The organism is Methylobacterium sp. WL12 (assembly GCF_008039475.1).
Lineage (GTDB): Bacteria > Pseudomonadota > Alphaproteobacteria > Rhizobiales > Beijerinckiaceae > Methylobacterium > Methylobacterium cerastii.
Genome location: NZ_VRUW01000066.1, coordinates 1 through 21,078 on the forward strand (window position 1 = coordinate 1; position 21,078 = coordinate 21,078).

The following is a 21,078-nucleotide window of genomic DNA, read 5'->3' on the forward strand; positions in this document are numbered from 1 at the left end:
CGCGGCCCGTAACCCGGGCTCCCATCGAAGAGGCAGAATCCAGCCTCTCGGACGTCGGCCAATCCGTGGCAAACACCGATAACGATCCAAACCGAGCGTAACACCAGACTTCTGCAGCAGCCTGCTAGAGCGTATGGCTTGAAGCGGACGCATCGAGGCAAAGCATGGCGGCACGGCTCTGGTCCGACCTGACCACGCGGGAGGTCTCCGCGCGGGACATGGGCCGCACGGTCGCGGTGCTGCCGGTGGCGGCGATCGAGCAGCACGGCCCGCATCTGCCGCTCTGCACCGACGTCGCAATCATGGACGGCTACCTTGCGCGCACCTGCGCCCTGGTGCCGGCCGACCTCGACGTGCTGGTCCTGCCGGTGCAGTCGGTCGGCAAGTCCGACGAGCACGACGCCTTTCCTGGAACGCTCTCCCTCACTACCGCGACCGCGCTCGCCGCCTGGGGCGAAATTGGCGCCGGCGTGCACCGCGCCGGCTGCAGCCGGCTGGTGATCATCACCTCGCATGGCGGCAACAGCGCGCTGATCGACCTCGTGGCCGGGGATTTGCGCGCCCGCTTCGGCATGGTGGCGGTGACGACCGCCTGGGCGCGCTTCGGCTACCCGGACGGATGCTTCCCGGAGGACGAGATCGTCCACGGCATCCATGCCGGCGGGGTCGAGACCGCGCTGATGCTGGCCCTGCGCCCCGATCTCGTGCGGCGCGAGGCCGTCGCCGACTTCCCCTCGCGCACCCGCGCCATGGTCGGCGACTTCACGCACCTGCGCGCCGGGCGCCCGGCCGCCTTTGCCTGGAAGGCCGGCGACCTCCATCCGTCGGGCGCGATCGGCGACGCCAGGCTCGGCACCGCCGAGGCCGGGGAGGCTGCCCTCGACCACGGCGCGCGGGCCTTCGTGGCGCTGCTGCACGACGTGGCGCGGTTCGACCTTTTGGGCAGGTAGCGCGCCGCAGCCCGCGGTGCGACGGCCCCGCGGCGCGTCCTCAGGCGCCGGCCGGCTGCGGCTGCCGAACGCTCGCCCCGGAGGCCTCGCGCAGCGCCGCGATGGCCTGCTGACCGGAATCCTCGGCCGCCGCCGCCGCGAGGCGTTCGCCGGTCGGGCGGGGCAGCCGCACCAGGACTATGGTGCCGACCGTCTCCTCGGAGCGGATGCGCAGGGAGCCGCCGTGCAGCTCGGCCATGGAGCGGGCGATGGCGAGGCCGAGGCCCGAGCCCTTGTGGCTGCGGGTCAGGTTGGTCTCGACTTGCGAGAACGGCGCACCGAGGCGCGCCAGCGCCGCCTTCGGGATACCGATCCCGGTATCCTCGATGAACAGGTGGGCGTGGTCCCCGGCGGCGCGCGCGCGCACCGCAATGCGGCCGTGCCCGGGCGTGAACTTCACCGCGTTCTGCAGCAGGTTGACGAGGATCTGCTGCAGGGCGCGCTCGTCGGCGAGCAGCGCGAGGCCGGGCTGCAAGTCTATGGCGATGTGGAGGTTCTTCTGCCGCGCCGGCTCCGACACCAGCTTCAGCGCCCCGGCGACCGCGGCCTCGACGGCGACCTCGCGGCGCGCGAGGCGCACGCGGTCGGACTCGATCCGCGACATGTGGAGGATGTCGTCGATCATCGAGAGCAGGTAGTCGCCGCTGCCGCGGATGTCAGCGCAGTATTCGGCGTAGCGCGGCGAGCCGAGCGGCCCGTAGAGCTCGCTCGACATCAGCTCGGCGAAGCCGATGATCGCGTTCAGCGGCGTGCGCAGCTCGTGGCTCATGTTGGCCAGGAACTCGGACTTGGCCTGGTTGGCGGACTCGGCCGCCGCCTTCTGGTCGAGGTAGCGCTCGGCGAGGTCGGCGAGTTGCTGCGTCTGCAACTCCAGCGTGCGGCGCGAGCGCTTCAGGTCCTTGACCGTCTCGATCAGCTCGCGCTCCGAGGCAACGAGCTGCTCCTGGTGCCGCTTCAGGTTGGTGATGTCGGTGCCGACGGAGACGTACCCGCCGTCCTTGGTGCGTCGCTCGCTGATCTGCAGCCAGCGGCCGTCGGTGAGTTCCGCCTCGAAGGTACGGGCCGTCGCGCTCGCCGCATCGGTCTCCGGCATCTCCCGCCGGATCTGCGGCAGTACCCCGCGGCCCATCACCTCGTCGTAGCGGCGGCCGACCTGCGCGTCCTCGGGGGAAAGCGCGTGCAGGTGGCGGAACTTGGAATTGCACAGCACGAGACGGTTGCTCGTGTCCCAGATGACGAACGCTTCCGAGATCGCCTCGACGGCGTCGCGCAAGCGCATGTCGTTGGTGGCGCTGGTCTCGGCGAGGTGCTGCTGCTCGGTGACGTCGACGGCGATGCCGACGAGGTGGCGGCCGCCGTCTGTCACGTCCGGCACCACCTCGGCGCGGGTGCGCAGCCAGATGTAGGCGCCGTTCGCCCCGCGCATGCGGAAGGCGTGGTCGACAGCGGTCTGGCTCGCGGCCAGACCGCGCGCGAGGCTGTAGAGGTCGCCGTCGTCGGGGTGGACCAGGGCGTTGACGTCGCCGAAGGATAGGAACTCGCGCTCGCGGCGGTAGCCGAGCAGCGCGTACATCGAATCCGACCAGTAGATCTGCCCGCGTGGGATGTCCCAGTCCCACAAGCCGCAGGCGCCGCGGCCGAGCGCGGTGTCAAGGCGCCGGCGAATCTGCTCGCAGACCTTGTCGATCGCCTTCGCCCGGCGGCTCTGCAGCCCGTAGGCGAGGCCCACCCCGACGATGACGAGGGCGGCGGCGGCGACCAGGATCGCTTGGTGGCGGGCGCGGCCGGTCCAGCTTGCGGTCAGCGGTCCGAGCGATTGCATCACCGCGATGCGGCTTTCGCCGCCGGGGAGGCGGCGCATCGCCGCGAAGGCGGTCTCGCCGTCGGGGAGTGCTAGGCGCATCACGCCCGCCCGCTCGCCGAGCGTCGAGAGTGCCTCCGACTCGCCGAGCGCATTCTGAAGGGTCTCGGTGCCGGGCGGCAGTGGGGGCCTGGCCGCGACGATCCGGTCGCCTCGTGAGACGAGCATCACACGGCGTCCGGCCGGCAGGGTGCCCGCGGGAAATAGGTCGACGAGGCTCGCCTGGGCCGCCGCGTCGCCGAGGGCGTGGCCCGCCAGCGCTCCGGCCGAGAGGCGGGTGAAGGACTCGAGGTCGGCGCTCGCGGTGGCGAGCAGTTCCTCGCGCTGGGTCTGGAGGTGGAGGGCCGTCAGCCCCGCCAGGCAGGCGAGGAAGGTCGCAAGCAAGGCCGGCACCGCATAACGCAGCCAGGCTTCGGCCTGCACGAAACGGCTCGCCGGCGCGCGCGTCGGCCAGTGGATGCCGAGAATCGTATCCGCACGCGCGGAGAAGGAAGCGGAATCCGCCTCCGGCATGGTCGACCTCGTGCACTGGAAGCGTCCGGGCCTTGCTGCGCCGGCCCCGAATCTGAATTCAATTCATCACTTTCCCGAGTGGTTTGTCCACGGATTTTTTACAGCGTGGCTTGACTCCGAGCCGCGACTACCGACTCGGAATCAGCGGAGAATCGCCAATGTTAAGCGATGGTTAACCGGCTTCGAGCGTCCGGGCGGCGATGTCGGCCACGTCCCGGGAAAGGGCGGGGATCGCCTTGATCCGGTTGAGGATTTCGGCGGCCTTTTCCCGTCGCGAAATTTCCCACCGCCGCCAGGAAGAAAACGCGGTGAGGAGCCGCGCGGCGAGCTGCGGGTTGATCCGGTCGAGGGCCTCGATCCGCTCGGCGACGAGGGCGAAGCCGGCCCCGTCGGCCCTCGCGAACTGGGTCGGGTTGCCCATTGCGAAGCTGGCGATCAGTGCCCGCACCCGGTTCGGGTTGGTCATGGCGAAGGCCGGGTGCCGGCTCAGCGCCGCGATCCGTGCCGGCGTGCCGTCCTCGGCGATCGTCGCCTGGACGGCGAACCACTTATCGAGGACCAGCGGCTCGTCGGCATAGGTGGCGCCGAAAGCCGCGAGCGCCGCCTCGCGGGCCTCCCCTGGGATCGCCGCGATCACGCCGAGGGCCGCGAGCCGGTCGGTCATGTTGCGCGCCTCGCGAAGCTGGAGGAGGGCGCCTTCGGTGCCGGCCGCCGGGTCCGCGGCGGCGATCAGGTCGAGGCAGGCGTTGGCGAGCGAGCGGCGGCCGGCCGAGGCGGCGTCCGGGCTGTAGGGGGCGTCCTGAGACGCCCGCAGGGCCAGGGCCAGCGCAGCGAGGCGCGGGCGCAGCCGCGTACCCAGCGCTTTCCGAAGGGCGGTGCGGGCCGCGTGAATCGCGTCCGGGTCGAGGTCGGCGGCGATTTCGTTGGCGGCTTCGCCTTCGCCGGGGAGCGACAGCACCAGGGCGGCGAAGGCCGGGTCGGTCAGGGCCTCGCCGTCGAGGAAGGCGCCGAGCGCGTCGGCGAAGGCCTCGCCCGCGCCCAGTGCGGCCGGTTCGAGGATCAGCCGCATCGCGATCCACTGCGCCGCCTGCCAGCGGTTGAACGGGTCGGTGTCGTGCCGGAGCAGGACGAGGCGCTCGGCGTCGGTCAGGTCGAGTTCAAGCCGCACCGGGGCGGAAAAGCCGCGCAGCACCGAGGGCACGGGCGCCTCGGCGACGCACTCGAACACCACGGTGGCGGTCCCGGTGTCGAGGACGAAGACGCCGTCGGAGACCGATGTCGAAGTCGCCCCGGCGAGGGGGCCGTTCTCGCCGACGAGGCCGAGAGCGACCGGGATCACCAGGGGGAGGCCCGCCGCCTCGAGGCTCTGGCGGAAGGTCAGCGTGTATCGCCGGGCCTCGGCGTCGTAGGCGCGCGTCACCGCGAGGGCCGGCGTGCCGGGGCGCTCGTACCAGCGGGCGAAGGGCTGGAGGTCGCGCCCGGTCACCGCGGCGAAGGCCGCCAGGAAATCCTCGACGGTCGCCGCGGTGCCGTCGTTGTCGGAAAAGTACCGGTCCATGCCGGCCCGGAAGGCGTCGGCGCCGACGAGGGTGCGCAGCATCCGCACGATCTCGGCGCCCTTGTCGTAGACCGTGGCCGTGTAGAAGTTATTGATCTCGGCATAGGCACCAGGCCGGACCGGGTGCCTGAGCGGGCCGGCATCCTCCGGGAACTGCCGGGCGCGAAGGTTGCGGACCTCGCCGATGCGGTGGACGGCGCGCGAGCGCATGTCGGACGAGAATTCCTGGTCGCGGAAGACGGTCAGCCCCTCCTTGAGGCAGAGCTGGAACCAGTCGCGGCAGGTGACGCGGTTGCCCGACCAGTTGTGGAAGTACTCGTGCGCGATGATGCGCTCGATCGCGGCGTAGTCGCCGTCGGTGGCGGTCTCGGGGGAGGCCAGAACGTATTTGTCGTTGAACACGTTCAAGCCTTTGTTTTCCATCGCGCCCATGTTGAAGTCCGACACGGCGACGACGTTGAACACGTCGAGGTCGTAGGCGCGCCCGAACGCCTCCTCGTCCCACCGCATCGAACGGATCACCGCGTCGAGGGCGTAGGCGGCGCGGGGCCCCTTGCCGGGCTCGACGTAGACCGCGACCGCGACCGTCCGGCCCTCCATCGTGGTGAAGTCCTGCGCCACCCGGTCGAGCGCGCCGCCGACGAGGGCGAAGAGGTAGGCGGGCTTCGGGTGGGGATCGTGCCACACGGCGAAGTGCCGCCCGGTGCCGGCGATCTCCCCGGCCTCCACCGGGTTTCCGTTGCCGAGCAGCACCGGGCATTCGGCGCGCTCGGCCTCGATTCGGGTGGTGTAGACCGCCATCACGTCGGGCCGGTCGAGGAAGTAGGTGATCCGGCGGAACCCGTCGGCCTCGCACTGGGTGCAGTAGACGCCGTTCGAGCGGTAGAGCCCCATCAGCTTGGTGTTGGCGGTCGGGTCCACCCGCGTCAGGATCGTCAGTTCGAACGGTCCCTGCGGTGGCGCGTGCAGCGTCAGCCCCGCGGGGCTCGCCGCGTAGGCCTCGGCGGACAGCGGCGCGCCGTCGAGTTCGATGCCGTCGAGCGTCAGGTCGTCGCCGTCGAGCACCAGGGGCGCGCCCGCCCGGCCCGCCGGGTTCGGCCGCAGCGCCAGCCGCGCGGTGATCCGCGTGTCGTGCGGGGCGAGCCGCACGTCGAGGTCGACGCGGTCGATCAGGAAGTCGCTCGGCCGGTAGTCTTCGAGGCGGATCTGGACGGGCGTGTCGGTTCGCATCGGGGCATCGCTCGGCTGGCCGGAGGGGACGTCGAAGGGGCGTCGAAGAGGCGTCGAAGGGGATGTTCGCGTTCCGCCGCGGCGCGGCCGAGCCCGTTGACGGGGTCCGGCCCGGGCCCAGATAGGCCGGCATCAGCGGAGCACGAGAACACCCATGGAATACCTGCACACGATGGTGCGCGTCGCCGACCTCGACAAGGCGCTGGCGTTCTACGTCGACACCTTCGGGCTGAAGGAGGTGCGCCGCATCGACAACGAGAAGGGCCGCTTCACCCTGGTCTTCCTCGCCGCCCCCGGCGACGCGGCGCGGGCCGAGACCACCAAGTCGCCCCTCGTGGAGCTGACCTACAACTGGGACCCGGAGACCTATTCCGGCGGGCGCAACTTCGGGCACCTCGCCTACCAGGTCGACGACATCTACGCCTTCTGCACCCGGCTGATGGACAAGGGCGTGACCATCAACCGGCCGCCGCGCGACGGCCACATGGCCTTCGTGAAGTCGCCCGACGGCATCTCGATCGAGATCCTGCAGAAGGGCGGCGCCAAGGAGCCGCAGGAGCCGTGGTCCTCCATGGAGAACACCGGGACCTGGTAACCGGATCGCGGCGGTCCGGGGCAAGCCGCACGGCGTGGGCAGACGAGGATTTCGGTCCTGGGCGGCCTCGACGCCTGAACGCGCGGCCGTCCGCTTGACCCGGGCGGGCGATCCGGCCCACATCCGCGCCGGATCAGTCGGCCGGGCGGCCGCTCCGAGCTTCGGCTTGGGGAGGAAAGTCCGGGCTCCATGGAGAGACGGTGCCGGATAACGTCCGGCGGGGGCGACCCCAGGGACAGTGCCACAGAGAGCAGACCGCCCCGGACCGCGAGGTCGCGGGGTCAGGGTGAAAGGGTGCGGTAAGAGCGCACCGCGGACGCGGCAACGCGGACGGCACGGCAAACCCCACCGGGAGCAAGACCGAATAGGGGCGGCGCGCGTCTCCTCGCAGGAAGAGGCGCAGGCCCTCTCTCCAGGCCAGTCGCCCGGGTTGGTTGCTCGAGGCGGTCGGCAACGATCGTCCCAGAGGAATGGCCGCCACGTCCGGATGCGCCTCGGCGCCTCCGGGCCCTACAGAACCCGGCTTATAGGCCGGCTGATCCGCTTCCTGCCTGTCCGGACGCAGAGCCACGGCACCGGCTAAGCCGTTGACGGAGCGTGCCGATCCGCCGCGCGAAGCACGGTCCTGCGGAATATGTGCCGCCGGTCGGCGCATCGCGGCGAAGCTTTCGCCAGCAGACGCGCGCAGGTCCCGAGGATCGCCGGCGCCCATGCGCCGAACGTCGGCGGGCGGGGCGAAAAATTGACCGTCGGTTAACCTTGCTGAGGTCACATCGGACGTCCGCGATGCGGGTCTTCGCTTGCGTTGACGATCGTCAGAGGCCCATGGTACCCGCCAACATCTCGTCATCGGCGATTTCCGGATCGGCGGACGCCCCCAGCGGCCACGCTCGCCGCGGCCATGCGGGGATCGTCCGCGCGCGGGCCTTCGGCCACCGCACGAGCGGGATCGCCCAAACCGACCGCGCCGCGTCGCCGCGGCCGGGTGCAGGCAGCCATGAGCCGAACCGTTCCCCCCATCCCCGGCGGGCCGCCTCGGCCGCACGCGGCCCGGCGCCTTCGCCCGAACGGGCCGCAGCGATGACGCGCAAACCCATCGAGAAACCGTGCGGCCCGCACGTCCCGGTGCTGCTCGACGAGGTGCTCGCCGCCCTCGACCTTCCCGGTACGACGCTGGCCGTCGACGGCACCTTCGGCGCCGGCGGCTACACCCGCGCGATGCTCGCCGCCGACCCGGACCTCCGCGTGGTCGGCATCGACCGAGACCCCTCGGCCATCGCCGGCGGCGCGGCGCTCGTCGCCGCCTCGAACGGGCGCCTCACGCTGGTTCCGGGCCGATTCGGCGCCCTCGACGCGCACCTGGCGGATCTCGGCGAGGCGCAGGCCGACCGGATCGTGCTCGATATCGGCGTCTCCTCGATGCAGATCGACCAGCCCGAGCGCGGCTTCTCGTTCCGCAACGACGGCCCGCTCGACATGCGGATGGCCGCCACCGGCCTCAGCGCCGCCGACCTCGTCAACGAGGCCGAGGAGGTGGAGCTCGCCGACATCATCTACCATTACGGCGAGGAACGCCGCTCGCGGGCGGTGGCCCGCACCATCATCGAGGCGCGCCGCCGCGGCCGGATCGAGACCACGGCGCAGCTCGCCGACCTCGTCGCCGGGGTCGTGCGGACCGAGCCCGGCAGCGGCATCCACCCGGCGACGCGGACGTTCCAGGGCCTGCGCATCGCGGTCAACGACGAGCTCGGCGAGCTGGTCCAGGCTCTGCACGCCGCCGAGCGGATGCTGCGCCCGGGCGGGCGGCTCGCGGTGGTGACGTTCCATTCGCTCGAGGACCGCATCGTCAAGCAGTTCTTCTCCGCCCGCAGCGGCCGCGCCGTCCAGGCCTCGCGCCACATGCCGAGCGCGCTGCCCGGCGGCGAGCCCACGGCCGCCCGCAGCTTCACGCCGGTGACCAAGGGCCCGGTGCTGCCCTCCGATTCCGAGACGGCGCGCAACCCGCGCTCGCGCTCGGCCAAGCTTCGCGCCGCCGAGCGCACGGACGCACCCGTGCCGGCGCCGCTCGCCGCGATCCAGGCGCTCGCTGCGCTTCCTGAAGCCCCGCGCGGAGGCGCACGCCGGTGATCCGCCTGCTCAACCTGCTGGCCGTCGCCGGCCTCGTCGCCTCGGCGATCTACGCCTACTCGATCAAGTACGACACGCTCTACCAGGGCGGTCAGGTCTCGAAGCTGAAGGCCGGCCTGCATGCCGAGCGTCAGGCCATCGCGGTGCTGCGCGCCGAATGGCAGCTCTTGACCCGGCCGGACCGGCTGCAGGCGGCGGTGGAGAAGCACCTCGCCCTCGAGCCGATCGGCACCGCCCACCTCGGGCGCCTCGCCGACCTGCCGGCGCGGCCCGAGCGCGGCGACGAGATCGGCCGCCTGCTCGCGGCCACCGCGACGCCGAAGGAGAAGGGGCCGGCCTCCGAGCCCCGCACCACCGGCTCGATCACCCGCACCGTCGTCACGACCCGCACGCCGAACCCGGCATCGAGGTAGTCCCCGTGTCTCAAGACGCCCACGACGCCCAAACGGCTTTCGACGCTCAAGCGGCTCACGAAGCCCGAGACGCCCACTTCGCGGCCGACGACGCGGCCGGCATCGGGCATGCCGCGCCTGAGCCTGCGCACCACGGCGACGCGGACGAGACGCCGGCCGTCGCGCGGCTGGCGATCGATGAGCCGGTCGTCGCGGCCGAGCCCCGCGTGCATCCCGGCGTGCGCCTGTTCCGGGCGATGTTCCGCCTCGCGATCGAGCGCTCGCACACCCGCGTCGCGCTCGTCGGACTCGCCTTCGTGGCGGTGTTCGGCGCGATCAGCGTGCGGCTGCTGTCGATCGCGATCTTCGGCGCGCCGCCGAGCCAGGAGCACCGGGTGGCGGCCGCGTCCACCACCGCCATTCGGCCCGACATCATCGACCGCAACGGCGAGATCCTCGCCACCGACATCCGTACCGTTTCGGTCTTCGCCGAGCCCGGCAACATCTACGACAAGGACGAGGCGGTGGAACTCCTCACCGCCGTCCTGCCCGAGCTGAACGCGACGGAACTGCGCGCCAAGCTCACCCAGAAGCCCGGCAAGAAGGGCGTCGGCTTCGTCTGGGTCAAGCGCGAGCTGACCCCGAAGCAGCAGGCCGAGGTCCACCGCCTCGGCATCCCCGGCATCGGCTTCCTGCCCGACCACAAGCGCGTCTACCCGAACGGGGTCGCGGCCGCCCACATCATCGGCGCGACCAACCTCGACGGCATCGGCATCGCCGGCATGGAGAAGTACATCGACAACCAGGGCAACAAGGCCCTGAACGACTTCGGCTTCGTCGCCAAGCAGACCGACCTCAAGCCGATCCAGCTCTCCGTCGACCTGCGGGCGCAGTTCGCGGTGCGCGACGAGCTCGCCAAGGGCATCGAGCACTTCAAGGCCAAGGCCGGCGCCTCGATGATCCTCGACGTCCAGACCGGCGAGGTGATCGCGCTGGTCTCGATGCCGGACTTCGACCCGAACAACCCGGTCGACGCCCTGTCCGACGACAAGATCAACCGCATGAACGTCGGCGTCTACGAGATGGGCTCGACCTTCAAGGCGATGACCCTCGCCATGGCGCTGGAATCGGGCAAGTACAACGTCAACTCGACCTTCGACACCCGCGGCGGCGTGCTGAATTGGGGCCGCCAGAAGATCCACGAGTATCACGGCACCAACCGCGTCATCACCATGCCGGAGGTGTTCACCCACTCCTCCAACATCGGCTCGGCCAAGATGGCCCTCGGCGTCGGCGTGCCCGGCCACAAGGCCTTCCTGCGCAAGATGGGCCTGCTCGACCGGATGCGGACCGAGCTGCCGGAATCGGCCATGCCGATCGTCCCGCCGCGCTGGACCGAGATCAACACCATCACCATCGCCTTCGGCCACGGCCTCGCGGTGGCGCCGATCCAGGCGACGGCGGCGGTGGCCGCGATCGCCAACGGCGGCTTCCTGATGACGCCGACCTTCCTCAAGACCGACGTCAAGGAGGCGATGGCCAAGGCGACGACGGTGCTGAGCCCGCAGACGAGCGAGGCGATGCGCTTCATCATGCGCCTCAACGCCGTCGAGGGCTCGGCCAAGAAGGCGGCGATCCCGTACTACTTCGTCGGCGGCAAGACCGGCACCGCCGAGAAGGTGATCGGCGGGCGCTACAACAAGAACCGCCTGTTCACGACCTTTATGGCGGCCGCGCCCATGGACAAGCCGAAATACCTGTTCGTCACCATCATGGACGAGCCCCAGGGACTGCCGGAGAGCGGCGGTTACGCCACCGCCGCCTGGAACTCCGGCGTCGTCACCGGCAAGGTGATCGAGCGCGTGGCGCCGATCCTCGGCCTGCCGCCGCAATTCGAGCCGCCGGCCAAGCCCTTCCCGTTGATGGTCAAGCTCAACGCCTACCACGCCAACATGGTCGGCGGCCCGTGAGCGCGGCGACGCTGGGCGCCCTGTTCCCCGAAGCCGGGGCGGCGGAGGCCGACCGGCCGGTGGCCGGGCTGACCGCCGACAGCCGGAACGTGGTGCCGGGCGGCGTCTTCGTCGCCGTGCCGGGGACGAAGGCCGACGGACGGCTGTTCGCGGCCAAGGCCGCCGCGGCCGGCGCGATCGCGGTGGCGGGCGAGGGCGACCGCCCGGCCGACCTGCCGCCGGCCTGCGCCTGGATCGCCGTCGCCGACCCACGCCGGGCGCTGGCGCTCGCCGCCGCGCGCCTGTCCGGGCGCCAGCCCGCGACCATCGTCGCGGTGACCGGCACCGCGGGCAAGAGCTCGGTCGCCGACTTCGTCCGCCAGATCCTGTCGCGGATCGGGCGCGCGTCCGCCAGCGTCGGCACCGTCGGCATCGTCACCGACCGTGGCGCCGCCTACGGCTCGCTGACGACGCCCGACCCGGTGACGCTGCATGCGACGCTGGCGCGGCTCGCCGCCGACGGCATCACGGACCTCGCGATGGAGGCCTCCTCGCACGGCATCGAGCAGCGCCGCCTCGACGGCGTGCAGCTCGCCGCCGCCGGCTTCACCAACCTCGGGCGCGACCACCTCGACTACCACGCGACCATCGAGGACTACCTCGCGGCCAAGCTGCGCCTGTTCACGACGCTCCTGCCAGAGGGGGCGCCAGCGATCGTCAACGCCGACGGCGCCTACGCCGACCGTGTCATCGCGGTCGCGACCGCGGCCGGCCACGACGTCCGCACCACCGGCCGCGCCGGCTCCGAGATCCGCCTGCGCGACGCCCGCACCGAGGGCTTCGCGCAGGTGCTCGACCTCGACGGCCGCCACGGCCCGCGCCGGGTCCGCCTGCCGCTGGTCGGCGGGTTCCAGGTGGAGAACGCGCTCGTCGCCGCCGGCCTCGTTCTCGCCACGCCCGCCGGCGCCGCCGACCCCGACGGCGTGTTCGCGGCGCTCGAACACCTCGTCGGCGTGCCCGGTCGCATGGAGCGCGTCGGCGAGGCCGACGGCGCGTTGTGCCTCGTCGACTACGCTCACAAGCCGGAGGCGCTGGAGGGCGTCCTCGTCGCTCTGCGCCCCTTCGCCTCCGGGCGCCTCGTCGTGGTCTTCGGCTGCGGCGGCGACCGCGACCGCGGCAAGCGCCCGATCATGGGGGCGATCGCCGCGCGCCTCGCCGACGCGGTCATCGTCACCGACGACAACCCGCGCTCCGAGGAACCCGCCGCGATCCGCGCCGCCATCCGCGCCGAGGCGCCGGGCGCCACCGAGATCGGCGACCGCGCCGAGGCGATCCGCACGGCGGTGCGCGGGCTCGGACCCGGCGACGTGCTCGTGGTCGCCGGCAAGGGCCACGAAACCGGCCAGATCGTGGGCGACCGGGTGCTGCCGTTCTCGGACCACGCGGTCCTGAGGGCGGCGATCGACGAGTTTTCGCGATGAACGCGTCTTCCCCGAAGCACGACGAAGTCCGCGCCTCTCCCTTCCCCGCAGAGGGGGAGGGGGCTTCGCGTCCGCGCACCGTCAGACCGGAGGCCGCATGAGCCCGAACGCCAAGCCGCTCTGGACGGCGGCCGAACTCGAGCCCGCCACCGGGGGCACGCTTCACGGGTCGCGCGGCGCCGTCGCCGGCGCCTCGATCGACACCCGCACGCTGCAGCCCGGCGACCTGTTCTTCGCGATCAGGGGCGAGGCCCGCGACGGGCACGACTTCGTCCGCGCCGCCCTGGACAAGGGGGCGGGTGCGGCCGTGGTCGCCGCCGACCGCGCGGCGTCGTTCGACGGCCCGGTCCTGGCCGTGCCCGGCGACGGGCCCGATCCGGTCCTCGACGCGATGACGCGCCTCGGCAAGGCGGCCCGCGACCGCACCGCGGCCCAGGTCGTGGCGGTGACCGGCTCGGTCGGCAAGACCGGCACCAAGGAGGCCCTGCGCCACGTGCTGTCAGCGCAAGGGCAGACCCACGCCTCCGTCGCCTCGTACAACAACCACTGGGGCGTGCCGCTGACGCTGGCGCGGATGCCGGCCGACACCCGCTTCGGCGTGTTCGAGGTCGGCATGAACCACCCGCGCGAGATCGTGCCGCTGGTGGCCCAGGTCCGCCCGGAGGTGGCCCTCGTCACCACCGTCGAGCCGGTCCACATCGAGCATTTCGCCTCGGTGTCGGCGATCGCCGACGCCAAGGGCGAGATCTTCTCAGGGCTCGCGCCCGGCGGCGTCGCGGTGATCAACCGCGACAACCCGAGCTTCGCGCGCCTGCACGCCCACGCGCTCGCCTCGCGGGCCGGCCGCATCGTCACCTTCGGCGAGCACGCGGAGGCCGACGTGCGCGCCAGGCGCATCGTGCTGCGCCCCGATCTTTCCGTGGTCGACGCCGTGGTGATGGGCCAGCCGGTGACCTACCAGCTCGGCACGCCGGGCCGGCACACGGCGATGAACTCGCTCGGCGTGATGGCGGTGGTCCACAGCCTCGGCGCGGATCTGGCCCGCGCCGCCCTGTCGCTCGCGGCGCTGCGCCCGCCGGCCGGGCGCGGCGAGCGCACCGCCCTCCAGATCCGCGACGGCGAGGCCTTCCTCGTCGACGAGAGCTACAACGCCAACCCGGCCTCGGTGCGCGCCGCGCTGTCGACGCTGGCCGCGATCGAGACCGGGCCGCGCGGGCGCCGCATCGCCGTGCTCGGCGACATGCTGGAGCTCGGGCCGACCTCGGACGCCCACCACCGCGACCTCGCCGGCGCGGTCGCCGACCACGCGGTCGACCTCGTCTTCACCGCCGGCACGCTGATGAACCACCTGTTCGAGGCGCTCCCGGTCTCGCGCCGGGGCGTCGCCGCCGCGACTTCGGCCGACCTCGTCGAGCCGCTGGCCGCGATCCTGCGGCCGGGCGACGCCGTGATGGTCAAGGGCTCGAACAGTATTCGCATGGGCCGGATTGTCGAGGCGCTCAAAGCCCGCTACGCGAACCCCCCGGCGCGCCGCGACGCGCCGGCCCCGACCGCCGGGCCGTGACCGGCATCTGATCGTCCGCCGAGGCGCCGGGACCGTTCGCGTCCCGTCGGCGCCCTTCTTCGTGTGAGCCAAGCCGCCGAGCCCCCGGATGCTGTATCTTCTGTCGGACCTGAGCGGCACGCTCTCGGCCTTCAACGTCTTCCGCTACATCACCTTCCGCACGGGAGGCGCGCTGTTCACGGCGGGCCTGTTCGTGTTCTGGTTCGGGCCGCTGATCATCTCGCTGCTGCGCCTGCGCCAGGGCAAGGGCCAGCCGATCCGCGAGGACGGGCCGCAGACCCACCTGCTGACCAAGCGCGGCACGCCGACCATGGGCGGCCTGATGATCCTGGCCGGCGCCATCGTCGCGATCCTGCTCTGGGCCAACCCGCGCAACCACTACGTCTGGATCACGCTCACCGTGACGCTCGGCTTCGGCGCGATCGGCTTCTACGACGACTACCTCAAGGTGACGAAGCAGTCGCACAAGGGCTTCTCAGGCAAGCTCCGCCTCGGACTCGAGGCCCTGATCGCGATCACGGCCTGCTACGCGATCTCGTACTTCTCGCCGTCCACGCTGCAGAACCAGCTCGCCTTCCCGGTGTTCAAGGACGCGCTATTGAACCTCGGCTGGTTCTACGTGCTGTTCGGCGGCTTCGTCATCGTCGGCGCCGGCAACGCGGTGAACATGACCGACGGCCTCGACGGGCTCGCCATCGTCCCCGTGATGATCGCCTGCGGCACCTTCGGCGTCATCGCCTACCTCGTCGGCAACTCGTTCACCGCGAGCTACCTTCAGGTGAACTACGTGCGCGACACCGGCGAGCTCGCGGTGGTGGCCGGCGCGGTGATCGGGGCGGGCTTAGGCTTCCTCTGGTTCAACGCGCCGCCGGCGCAGATCTTCATGGGCGACACCGGGTCGCTGGCGCTCGGCGGCCTGCTCGGCGTCGTCGCGGTGGCGACCAAGCACGAGATCGTCCTGGCGATCGTCGGCGGCCTGTTCGTCCTCGAGATCATGTCGGTGATCATCCAGGTCGCGTCGTTCAAGCTGACGGGCAAGCGCGTCTTCCGCATGGCGCCGATCCACCACCACTTCGAGCAGAAGGGCTGGAAGGAGCCGCAGGTCGTGATCCGCTTCTGGATCATCGCCGTGATCCTGGCGCTCGCCGGCCTGGCCACGCTCAAGCTGCGGTGACCTGTGGTAGAAGTCGGCTCCGCAACGCCACTCCCACCCCGACCCTCATCCTGAGGTGCGCACGCGAAGCGGGCGCCTCGAAGGAGCCCTCCAGAAACTTCGGTGCGGTCTGGAGGGCTCCTTCGAGGCCCGCTGATGCTGGCACCTCAGGATGAGGGGGAGGGTTGGGACGAGCCCCGATCGCCGACCGGTTCCGAGTTTCCGATGACCCCAATCACCACCTTCGCCGGCCGCGCGGTCGCCTTGTTCGGCCTCGGCGCCTCCGGCCTCGCCACCGCGCTCGCCCTCAAGGCCGGCGGCGCGCAGGTCGTCGCCTGGGACGACAACGCCGACGGCGTGACGAAGGCGGCCGGGCAGGGGATCGAGACCGCGGACTTGCGCGGGGCCGACTGGTCGGGCTTTTCGGCGCTGATCCTCTCGCCCGGCGTGCCGCTGACCCATCCGACGCCGCACTGGACCGTCGCGCTCGCCAAGGCGGCCGGCATCGAGGTCGTCGGCGACATCGAGCTGTTCTGCCGCGAGCGGCGCGCCCTGGCGCCGGGGGCGCCGTTCGTCGCGATCACCGGCACCAACGGCAAGTCGACCACCACGGCGCTGATCGCCCACATCCTGCGCACTGCCGGCCGCGACGTGCAGATGGGCGGCAACATCGGCACCGCGATCCTCTCGCTCGAGCCGCCGGCAGCGAATCGCATCCACGTGGTCGAGCTGTCCTCGTTCCAGATCGACCTGACGCCCTCGCTCGATCCGAGCGTCGGCGTGCTCCTCAACATCACGCCCGACCACCTCGACCGCCACGGCACCTTCGCGCAATACGCCGCGATCAAGGAGCGGCTGATCCAGGGCTCGGACCAGGTCGTCGTCGGGATCGACGACGGGCCGAGCCGCGCCATCGCCGACCGGTTCGCCGAAGGCGGCGCCGACCGGTCGACCCGCATCCACGTGCCGCGCGACGCCGCGCTCACCGCCGACGCCGTCACCGTGCGCGACGGGATCGTCTCGGACCGCGACGGCGCGCCGCTCGCCGACGTGTCGGCGATCCGGTCGCTGCGCGGCGCGCACAACTGGCAGAACGCGGCCGTGGCCGTGGCGGTCGCCCGCGCCCTCGGGCTTGCGGCCGACGCGATCCAGGCCGGGCTCGCGAGCTTTCCCGGCCTGCCGCACCGGATGGAGGAGGTCCGGGTCCGCGGGCCGGTGCTGTTCGTCAACGATTCGAAGGCGACCAACGCCGACTCGACCGAGAAGGCGCTGACCGCCTTCCGCGACATCCACTGGATCCTCGGCGGCAAGGCGAAGGACGGCGGGATCTTCCCGCTCGTCCCGTATTTCGAGCGCATCGCCCACGCCTACCTGATCGGTGCGGCCTCCGACGCCTTCGCCGCCACCCTGGAGGGCGCCGTGCCCTACACCCGCTGCGAGACCCTGGACGTAGCCGTGAAGGCGGCGGCCGAGGGCGCGGCGGCGTCGGGTGCGCCCGAGCCGGTGGTGCTGCTCTCGCCGGCCTGCGCCTCCTACGACCAGTTCCGCAGCTTCGAGCAGCGCGGCGACGTGTTCCGAGAGCTCGTGCGCGCGCTGCCCTGAGCCGCCGCTTCGAGGCACGCCAGCTCGCTGCGCGCCTCGTGCCGGACGTGGCCCTACCGGGCCAGCACGCTGGCCGCCTCGCGCGTCGTCGTGACCGCCACGGAGACCTCCGTCACCGAGGCCGAGATCGTGCTGATGTTGGCGGTGATCGCCGCCACGGCCTGGGCCGCGGCCTGCATGTTCTGCGACAGGTCGCGCGTGACGATGCTCTGCTCCTCGACCGCGCTCGCCGTCGCCACGACGTTCTCGCGCATGATGTCGACCGAGCCGCTGATCGAATCCAGCGCGCCGACCACCTCGCTCGACAGGCCCTGCAGGCCGTTGATCTCGGCACCGATCTGCTCCGTCGCGCGGGCGGCCTGGTTGGCGAGGTTCTTGACCTCGCTCGCGACGACCGCGAAGCCACGTCCGGCTTCTCCGGCGCGCGCCGCCTCGATGGTGGCGTTGAGCGCGAGCAGGTTGATCTGCGCGGCGATCGACTGGATCAGGCCGACGATGCCGGTCATCGACCCGGCAGCCTCCGTGAGGCGCTGGGTGAACCCGCCGGCCGCCTGGACCCGCTCGAAGGCGGCGTCGGTCGCGCTGCGCGAATGCCCCATGCTCTGGGAGATCTCGGCGACGGAGGCGGCCAACTCCTCAGACGCCGCCGCCATCATCGCCACGTTGCTCGAGGTCGTCTCCGCGGCGGCGAAGGCCGCGCCGGACCCGTCCGCCGAGCGGCCGATCGCCTGGTCGATCTCGGTGAAGTTGCGCTCGATCAGCCGGCGAAGGTTGGCCAGCAGCATGACCTGGTCGGTGACGTCGGTGGCGAACTTCACGACCTTGTAGGGGCGGTTCGCGGCGTCGAAGATCGGGTTGTAGGTCGCCTGGATCCAGACCTCGCGGCCACCTTTCGCGATGCGCTTGTACTGCGCCGCCTGGTACTCCCCACGCTTCAACGCCGCCCAGAACGCCGCGTACTCGGCGCTCTGCCGGTAAGCCGGCTCGACGAACATGCTGTGCGGGCGCCCGCGAACCTCCGACAGGTCGTAGCCCACCACTGCGAGGAAGTTCGCGTTGGCATCGAGGATGGTGCCGTCGAGATCGAAGGCGATCACCCCTTGCGCCTTGTCGATCGCCGCGATCTGGCCCGCCCGGTCGGCATCCTCGGCCTTCTGGCGCGTGATGTCGGTGGCGAACTTCACCACCTTGTAGGGCTTGCCGTCCCGCCCGATCATCGGGTTGTAGGAGGCCTCGATCCAGAGGTCGCGGCCGCCCTTCGCCATCCGCCGGAACTGGCCTGCGCTGAACGCGCCGGTGCGCAGTCGATCCCAGAACGCCTTGTACTCCGCCGAGTCCCGGTACTGCGGGTCGACCAGCATCGCATGCGGCTGCCCGACGAGTTCGGGAAGCGTGTAGCCGACGGCCGCGAGGAAGTTCGCGTTGGCGTCGAGGATTCGGCCCGACAGGTCGAATTCGATCACCCCCTGGACGCGGTCGAGGGCGGCGAGCTTGGCGGCGGCTTCGACGGTCTTGCGTGCGGCGAACATGGGCGGATCGTCCCGGCGTGGCGACTCGGAAGGAGGCGCTGTCGTGATTGCAATTCAAGATTGCAATTTCGCCGTTAAAATTTCGTATGCACTACGGATCGGCTGGCGGGCCGGGCGGCTTGGCGGGTTTGGCAAGGATGCCTTTACCATTCGCGGACAGGATCGCTCCCGACCGTCGCGTGCTCCTGCGCGACCGCTCGAAGGTCGTCGCACGCCCATGATGTCCCGCGCGGAACGCACGCCCCTGACCGACTGGTGGTGGACGGTCGACCGCGGCCTCCTCGCGGCCTTGGCCGCCCTGATGGTCGCCGGCCTGGTCTTCCTGATGGGCGGCGGCCCGCCGGTGGCCGAGCGCATCGGCCTGCCGACCTTCTACTTCCTCAACCGCCAGGCGATGTACCTCGCCCCGACGATCGGGTTGATCTGCGCCGTGTCGTTCCTGAGCCTGCGCGGCATCCGCCGGCTCGCGCTCGGCACCTGGCTCGTCGGCGTCGCCCTGTGCCTGCTCGCCGGCAAGTTCGGCCCGGAGATCAAGGGCGCCCACCGCTGGATCCAGTTCGGCTCGTTCGGCCTGCAGCCCTCGGAGTTCGTGAAGCCCGCCTTCGTCATCGTCGCCGCCTGGGCGTTCTCGGAAGGCGCGCAGCGCCGCGACATGCCGGGCGGCTTCCTCGCGATCCTGCTCCTGCCGATCACCATCGTGCCGCTGCTGCTGCAGCCCGACTTCGGGCAGACGATGCTGATCACGCTGGTGTGGTGCGCCCTGTTCTTCGTGGCCGGCCTGCACCTGATCTGGGTGGCGGTGCTCGGCGTCCTCGGCCTGACCGGGGTGTTTGCCGCCTACACGTTCTTCCACCACGTGCGCGAGCGCTTCAACCGCTTCCTCGACAAGGATTCCGGCGACAGCTTCCAGACCTTCTGGTCGCAGGAATCGTTCCGCTCCGGCGGGTGGTTCGGCACCGGCCCGGGAGAGGGGATCGCCAAGCGCCACCTGCCCGACGCGCATACCGACTTCATCTTCTCGGTGACCGGCGAGGAATTCGGCGTCCTGGTCTGCCTCTGCCTCGTCGCTTTGTTCGCCTACATCGTGCTGCGCGGGCTCAAGCTCGCGCGCCGCACCGACGACACCTTCTCGAGGCTCGCCATCACCGGTCTGATCACCCTCTTCGGCCTCCAGGCCTGCATCAACATGGCGGTGAACACCCAGCTCATGCCGGCCAAGGGCATGACGCTGCCGTTCGTCTCCTACGGCGGCTCGTCGCTGATCTCGCTGGCGCTGGGCATGGGCTTCCTCGTGGCCCTCACCCGCAAGCGCCCGCGCACCACGATGCTGAGCCAGAAGCCTCCCGGCACCGCGCCGGCCACCGTCGCCGGGGTGATGCGGTGACGGTGTTCACGCCCACCATCCTGCTCTGCGCCGGCGGCACCGGCGGCCACCTGTTCCCGGCCGAGAGCCTCGCCCACGCGCTCCGCGCCCGCGGCATCCGCGTGGTGCTCGCCACCGACGCGCGGGTCGATTCCATCGCGGACGACTTCCCGGCCTCCGAGGTCGTCACGATCACCTCGGCGACGCCGTCGGGCCGCTCGATGCTGCGCCGGGCCGGCGCGGTGCTGACGCTGGGCCGCGGCTTCGCGGAGGCCGCCAAGGCGGTCAAGCGCATCAACCCTGCGGCGATCGTCGGCTTCGGCGGCTACCCGACCGTGCCGCCGATGCTCGCCGGGCAGATCCTGCGGGTGCCGACCATCATCCACGAGCAGAACGCGGTGATGGGCCGGGCCAACGCCTTCCTGGCGCGCGGCGCCCGCACCATCGCCACCGGCTTCAAGGAGGTCCGCGGCGTCCCCGACAAGGCGCGCGCGCCGCGCATCCACACCGGCAACCCGCTGCGCCCGGCGGTGATCGAGGCCGCCAAGGTCGCCTACCCGCCGCTCGGGCCGACGGACGTCCTGCACCTCCTCGTCTTCGGCGGAAGCCAGGGCGCGCGGGTGATGGGCGAGGTCGTGCCGAAGGCCCTGGCGCAGCTGCCGGCTGCCTTACGCGCCCGCCTCCACCTCGTGCAGCAGGTCCGCCCCGAGGACCTGACCGCGGTGCAGAACGACTACCTCGCCATGGGGCTCGCCGGCCTCGAGGCGGCGCCGTTCTTCAAGGACCTGCCCGGGCGGATGGCGGCGAGCCACCTCGTGGTCGCGCGCTCGGGTGCCTCGACGGTCTCGGAGCTCGCCGCCATCGGCCGCCCGTCGATCCTCGTGCCGCTGCCCGGGGCCCTCGACCAGGACCAGGCGGCCAACGCGGCGACGCTCGCCAAGATCGGCGCGGCGCTGGCGATGGCCCAGACCGCGTTCACGCCGGACCGCCTCACCGCGGAACTCGTCGACGCCTTCGAGAATCCTCAAAAATTGACCGCGGCGGCCGACGCGGCGAAAAGCGCCGGCATCCACGACGCCGCCGAGCGGCTCGCCACGGTGGTCGTCGACACGGCCGCCCGCACCTGAGTCTTCCGGGACGCACGCCTCGGCGCAGTCCCGCCATCGAACGGT

General features: G+C 71.5%; 14 protein-coding genes and 1 other RNA gene. 12 read left to right on the plus strand and 3 right to left on the minus strand.

All coding sequences use genetic code 11. The features are described 5' to 3' along the window. The first annotated feature begins 164 nt into the window (after window positions 1-164). Window positions 165-950, plus strand: coding sequence for a creatininase family protein (locus FV226_RS20060; protein ID WP_147764269.1), 786 nt, complete (start codon window positions 165-167; stop codon window positions 948-950). Between the two features lie 40 nt (window positions 951-990). On the opposite strand, the gene FV226_RS20065 is transcribed toward FV226_RS20060, so the two are convergent. After that, complete coding sequence (locus tag FV226_RS20065) at window positions 991-3,363, minus strand: PAS domain-containing sensor histidine kinase (protein ID WP_147764270.1); 2,373 nt, start codon at window positions 3,361-3,363, stop codon at window positions 991-993. A gap of 172 nt (window positions 3,364-3,535) precedes the next feature. Beyond that, window positions 3,536-6,151 (minus strand): aminopeptidase N, encoded by a 2,616-nt coding sequence (gene pepN, locus FV226_RS20070; RefSeq protein WP_147764271.1) that lies wholly within the window; start codon window positions 6,149-6,151, stop codon window positions 3,536-3,538. Window positions 6,152-6,305: 154 nt separating this feature from the next. Between pepN and FV226_RS20075 the strand changes: the two genes are divergently transcribed. From FV226_RS20075 to murD, 9 genes are all read left to right on the plus strand, one after another. Further along, window positions 6,306-6,746: a VOC family protein gene (locus tag FV226_RS20075; protein ID WP_147764272.1), complete on the plus strand. Its 441-nt coding sequence runs from the start codon at window positions 6,306-6,308 to the stop codon at window positions 6,744-6,746. Window positions 6,747-6,879: 133 nt separating this feature from the next. Beyond that, window positions 6,880-7,289, plus strand: an RNA gene (rnpB, locus tag FV226_RS20080) — RNase P RNA component class A. Between the two features lie 537 nt (window positions 7,290-7,826). Further along, window positions 7,827-8,873 carry a 16S rRNA (cytosine(1402)-N(4))-methyltransferase RsmH gene (gene rsmH, locus FV226_RS20085; RefSeq protein WP_147753935.1) on the plus strand — a complete coding sequence of 349 codons (1,047 nt, stop codon included), beginning with the start codon at window positions 7,827-7,829 and terminating at the stop codon, window positions 8,871-8,873. After that, window positions 8,870-9,286, plus strand: coding sequence for a hypothetical protein (locus FV226_RS20090; protein ID WP_147753936.1), 417 nt, complete (start codon window positions 8,870-8,872; stop codon window positions 9,284-9,286). The genes rsmH and FV226_RS20090 overlap by 4 nt, the downstream gene beginning before the upstream one ends. Window positions 9,287-9,459: 173 nt before the next feature. Then, window positions 9,460-11,235: a penicillin-binding protein 2 gene (locus FV226_RS20095; protein ID WP_246685642.1), complete on the plus strand. Its 1,776-nt coding sequence runs from the start codon at window positions 9,460-9,462 to the stop codon at window positions 11,233-11,235. Continuing rightward, window positions 11,232-12,695: a UDP-N-acetylmuramoyl-L-alanyl-D-glutamate--2,6-diaminopimelate ligase gene (locus tag FV226_RS20100; protein WP_147764273.1), complete on the plus strand. Its 1,464-nt coding sequence runs from the start codon at window positions 11,232-11,234 to the stop codon at window positions 12,693-12,695. The genes FV226_RS20095 and FV226_RS20100 overlap by 4 nt, the downstream gene beginning before the upstream one ends. Window positions 12,696-12,792: 97 nt before the next feature. Then, window positions 12,793-14,259, plus strand: coding sequence for a UDP-N-acetylmuramoylalanyl-D-glutamyl-2,6-diaminopimelate--D-alanyl-D-alanine ligase (locus FV226_RS20105; RefSeq protein WP_147764274.1), 1,467 nt, complete (start codon window positions 12,793-12,795; stop codon window positions 14,257-14,259). 88 nt (window positions 14,260-14,347) lie between these two features. Further along, window positions 14,348-15,433 (plus strand): phospho-N-acetylmuramoyl-pentapeptide-transferase, encoded by a 1,086-nt coding sequence (mraY, locus tag FV226_RS20110; RefSeq protein ID WP_147753360.1) that lies wholly within the window; start codon window positions 14,348-14,350, stop codon window positions 15,431-15,433. Window positions 15,434-15,637: 204 nt separating this feature from the next. Beyond that, the gene (gene murD / locus FV226_RS20120; protein ID WP_147764275.1) at window positions 15,638-17,014 is read left to right on the plus strand and encodes a UDP-N-acetylmuramoyl-L-alanine--D-glutamate ligase; all 1,377 of its coding nucleotides are present in this window, start codon (window positions 15,638-15,640) and stop codon (window positions 17,012-17,014) included. 53 nt (window positions 17,015-17,067) lie between these two features. Here the strand turns inward: murD and FV226_RS20125 are convergent, their stop codons facing one another. After that, on the minus strand, window positions 17,068-18,543 hold the full coding sequence (locus tag FV226_RS20125; RefSeq protein ID WP_147764276.1) for a PAS domain-containing methyl-accepting chemotaxis protein: 1,476 nt from the start codon (window positions 18,541-18,543) through the stop codon (window positions 17,068-17,070). 217 nt (window positions 18,544-18,760) lie between these two features. On the opposite strand from FV226_RS20125, the gene FV226_RS20130 reads away from it, so the two are divergent. Both FV226_RS20130 and murG read left to right on the plus strand, forming a co-directional pair. After that, window positions 18,761-19,927: a putative peptidoglycan glycosyltransferase FtsW gene (locus tag FV226_RS20130; RefSeq protein ID WP_147753363.1), complete on the plus strand. Its 1,167-nt coding sequence runs from the start codon at window positions 18,761-18,763 to the stop codon at window positions 19,925-19,927. Further along, window positions 19,924-21,033, plus strand: a complete 1,110-nt coding sequence (gene murG, locus FV226_RS20135) for an undecaprenyldiphospho-muramoylpentapeptide beta-N-acetylglucosaminyltransferase (RefSeq protein ID WP_147764277.1) — start codon at window positions 19,924-19,926, stop codon at window positions 21,031-21,033. Before FV226_RS20130 ends, murG begins: the two co-directional genes overlap by 4 nt. The last annotated feature ends 45 nt before the right edge of the window (window positions 21,034-21,078 follow it).

Coding starts and splice junctions, on each gene's coding strand:
- murD (WP_147764275.1), top strand. CDS start 15,638: ATGACCCCAATCACCACCTTCGCCGGCCGCGCGGTCGCCTTGTTCGGC.
- rsmH (WP_147753935.1), top strand. CDS start 7,827: ATGACGCGCAAACCCATCGAGAAACCGTGCGGCCCGCACGTCCCGGTG.
- FV226_RS20130 (WP_147753363.1), top strand. CDS start 18,761: ATGATGTCCCGCGCGGAACGCACGCCCCTGACCGACTGGTGGTGGACG.
- FV226_RS20125 (WP_147764276.1), bottom strand. CDS start 18,543: ATGTTCGCCGCACGCAAGACCGTCGAAGCCGCCGCCAAGCTCGCCGCC.
- FV226_RS20105 (WP_147764274.1), top strand. CDS start 12,793: ATGAGCCCGAACGCCAAGCCGCTCTGGACGGCGGCCGAACTCGAGCCC.
- FV226_RS20065 (WP_147764270.1), bottom strand. CDS start 3,363: ATGCCGGAGGCGGATTCCGCTTCCTTCTCCGCGCGTGCGGATACGATT.
- pepN (WP_147764271.1), bottom strand. CDS start 6,151: ATGCGAACCGACACGCCCGTCCAGATCCGCCTCGAAGACTACCGGCCG.
- FV226_RS20075 (WP_147764272.1), top strand. CDS start 6,306: ATGGAATACCTGCACACGATGGTGCGCGTCGCCGACCTCGACAAGGCG.
- FV226_RS20060 (WP_147764269.1), top strand. CDS start 165: ATGGCGGCACGGCTCTGGTCCGACCTGACCACGCGGGAGGTCTCCGCG.
- mraY (WP_147753360.1), top strand. CDS start 14,348: ATGCTGTATCTTCTGTCGGACCTGAGCGGCACGCTCTCGGCCTTCAAC.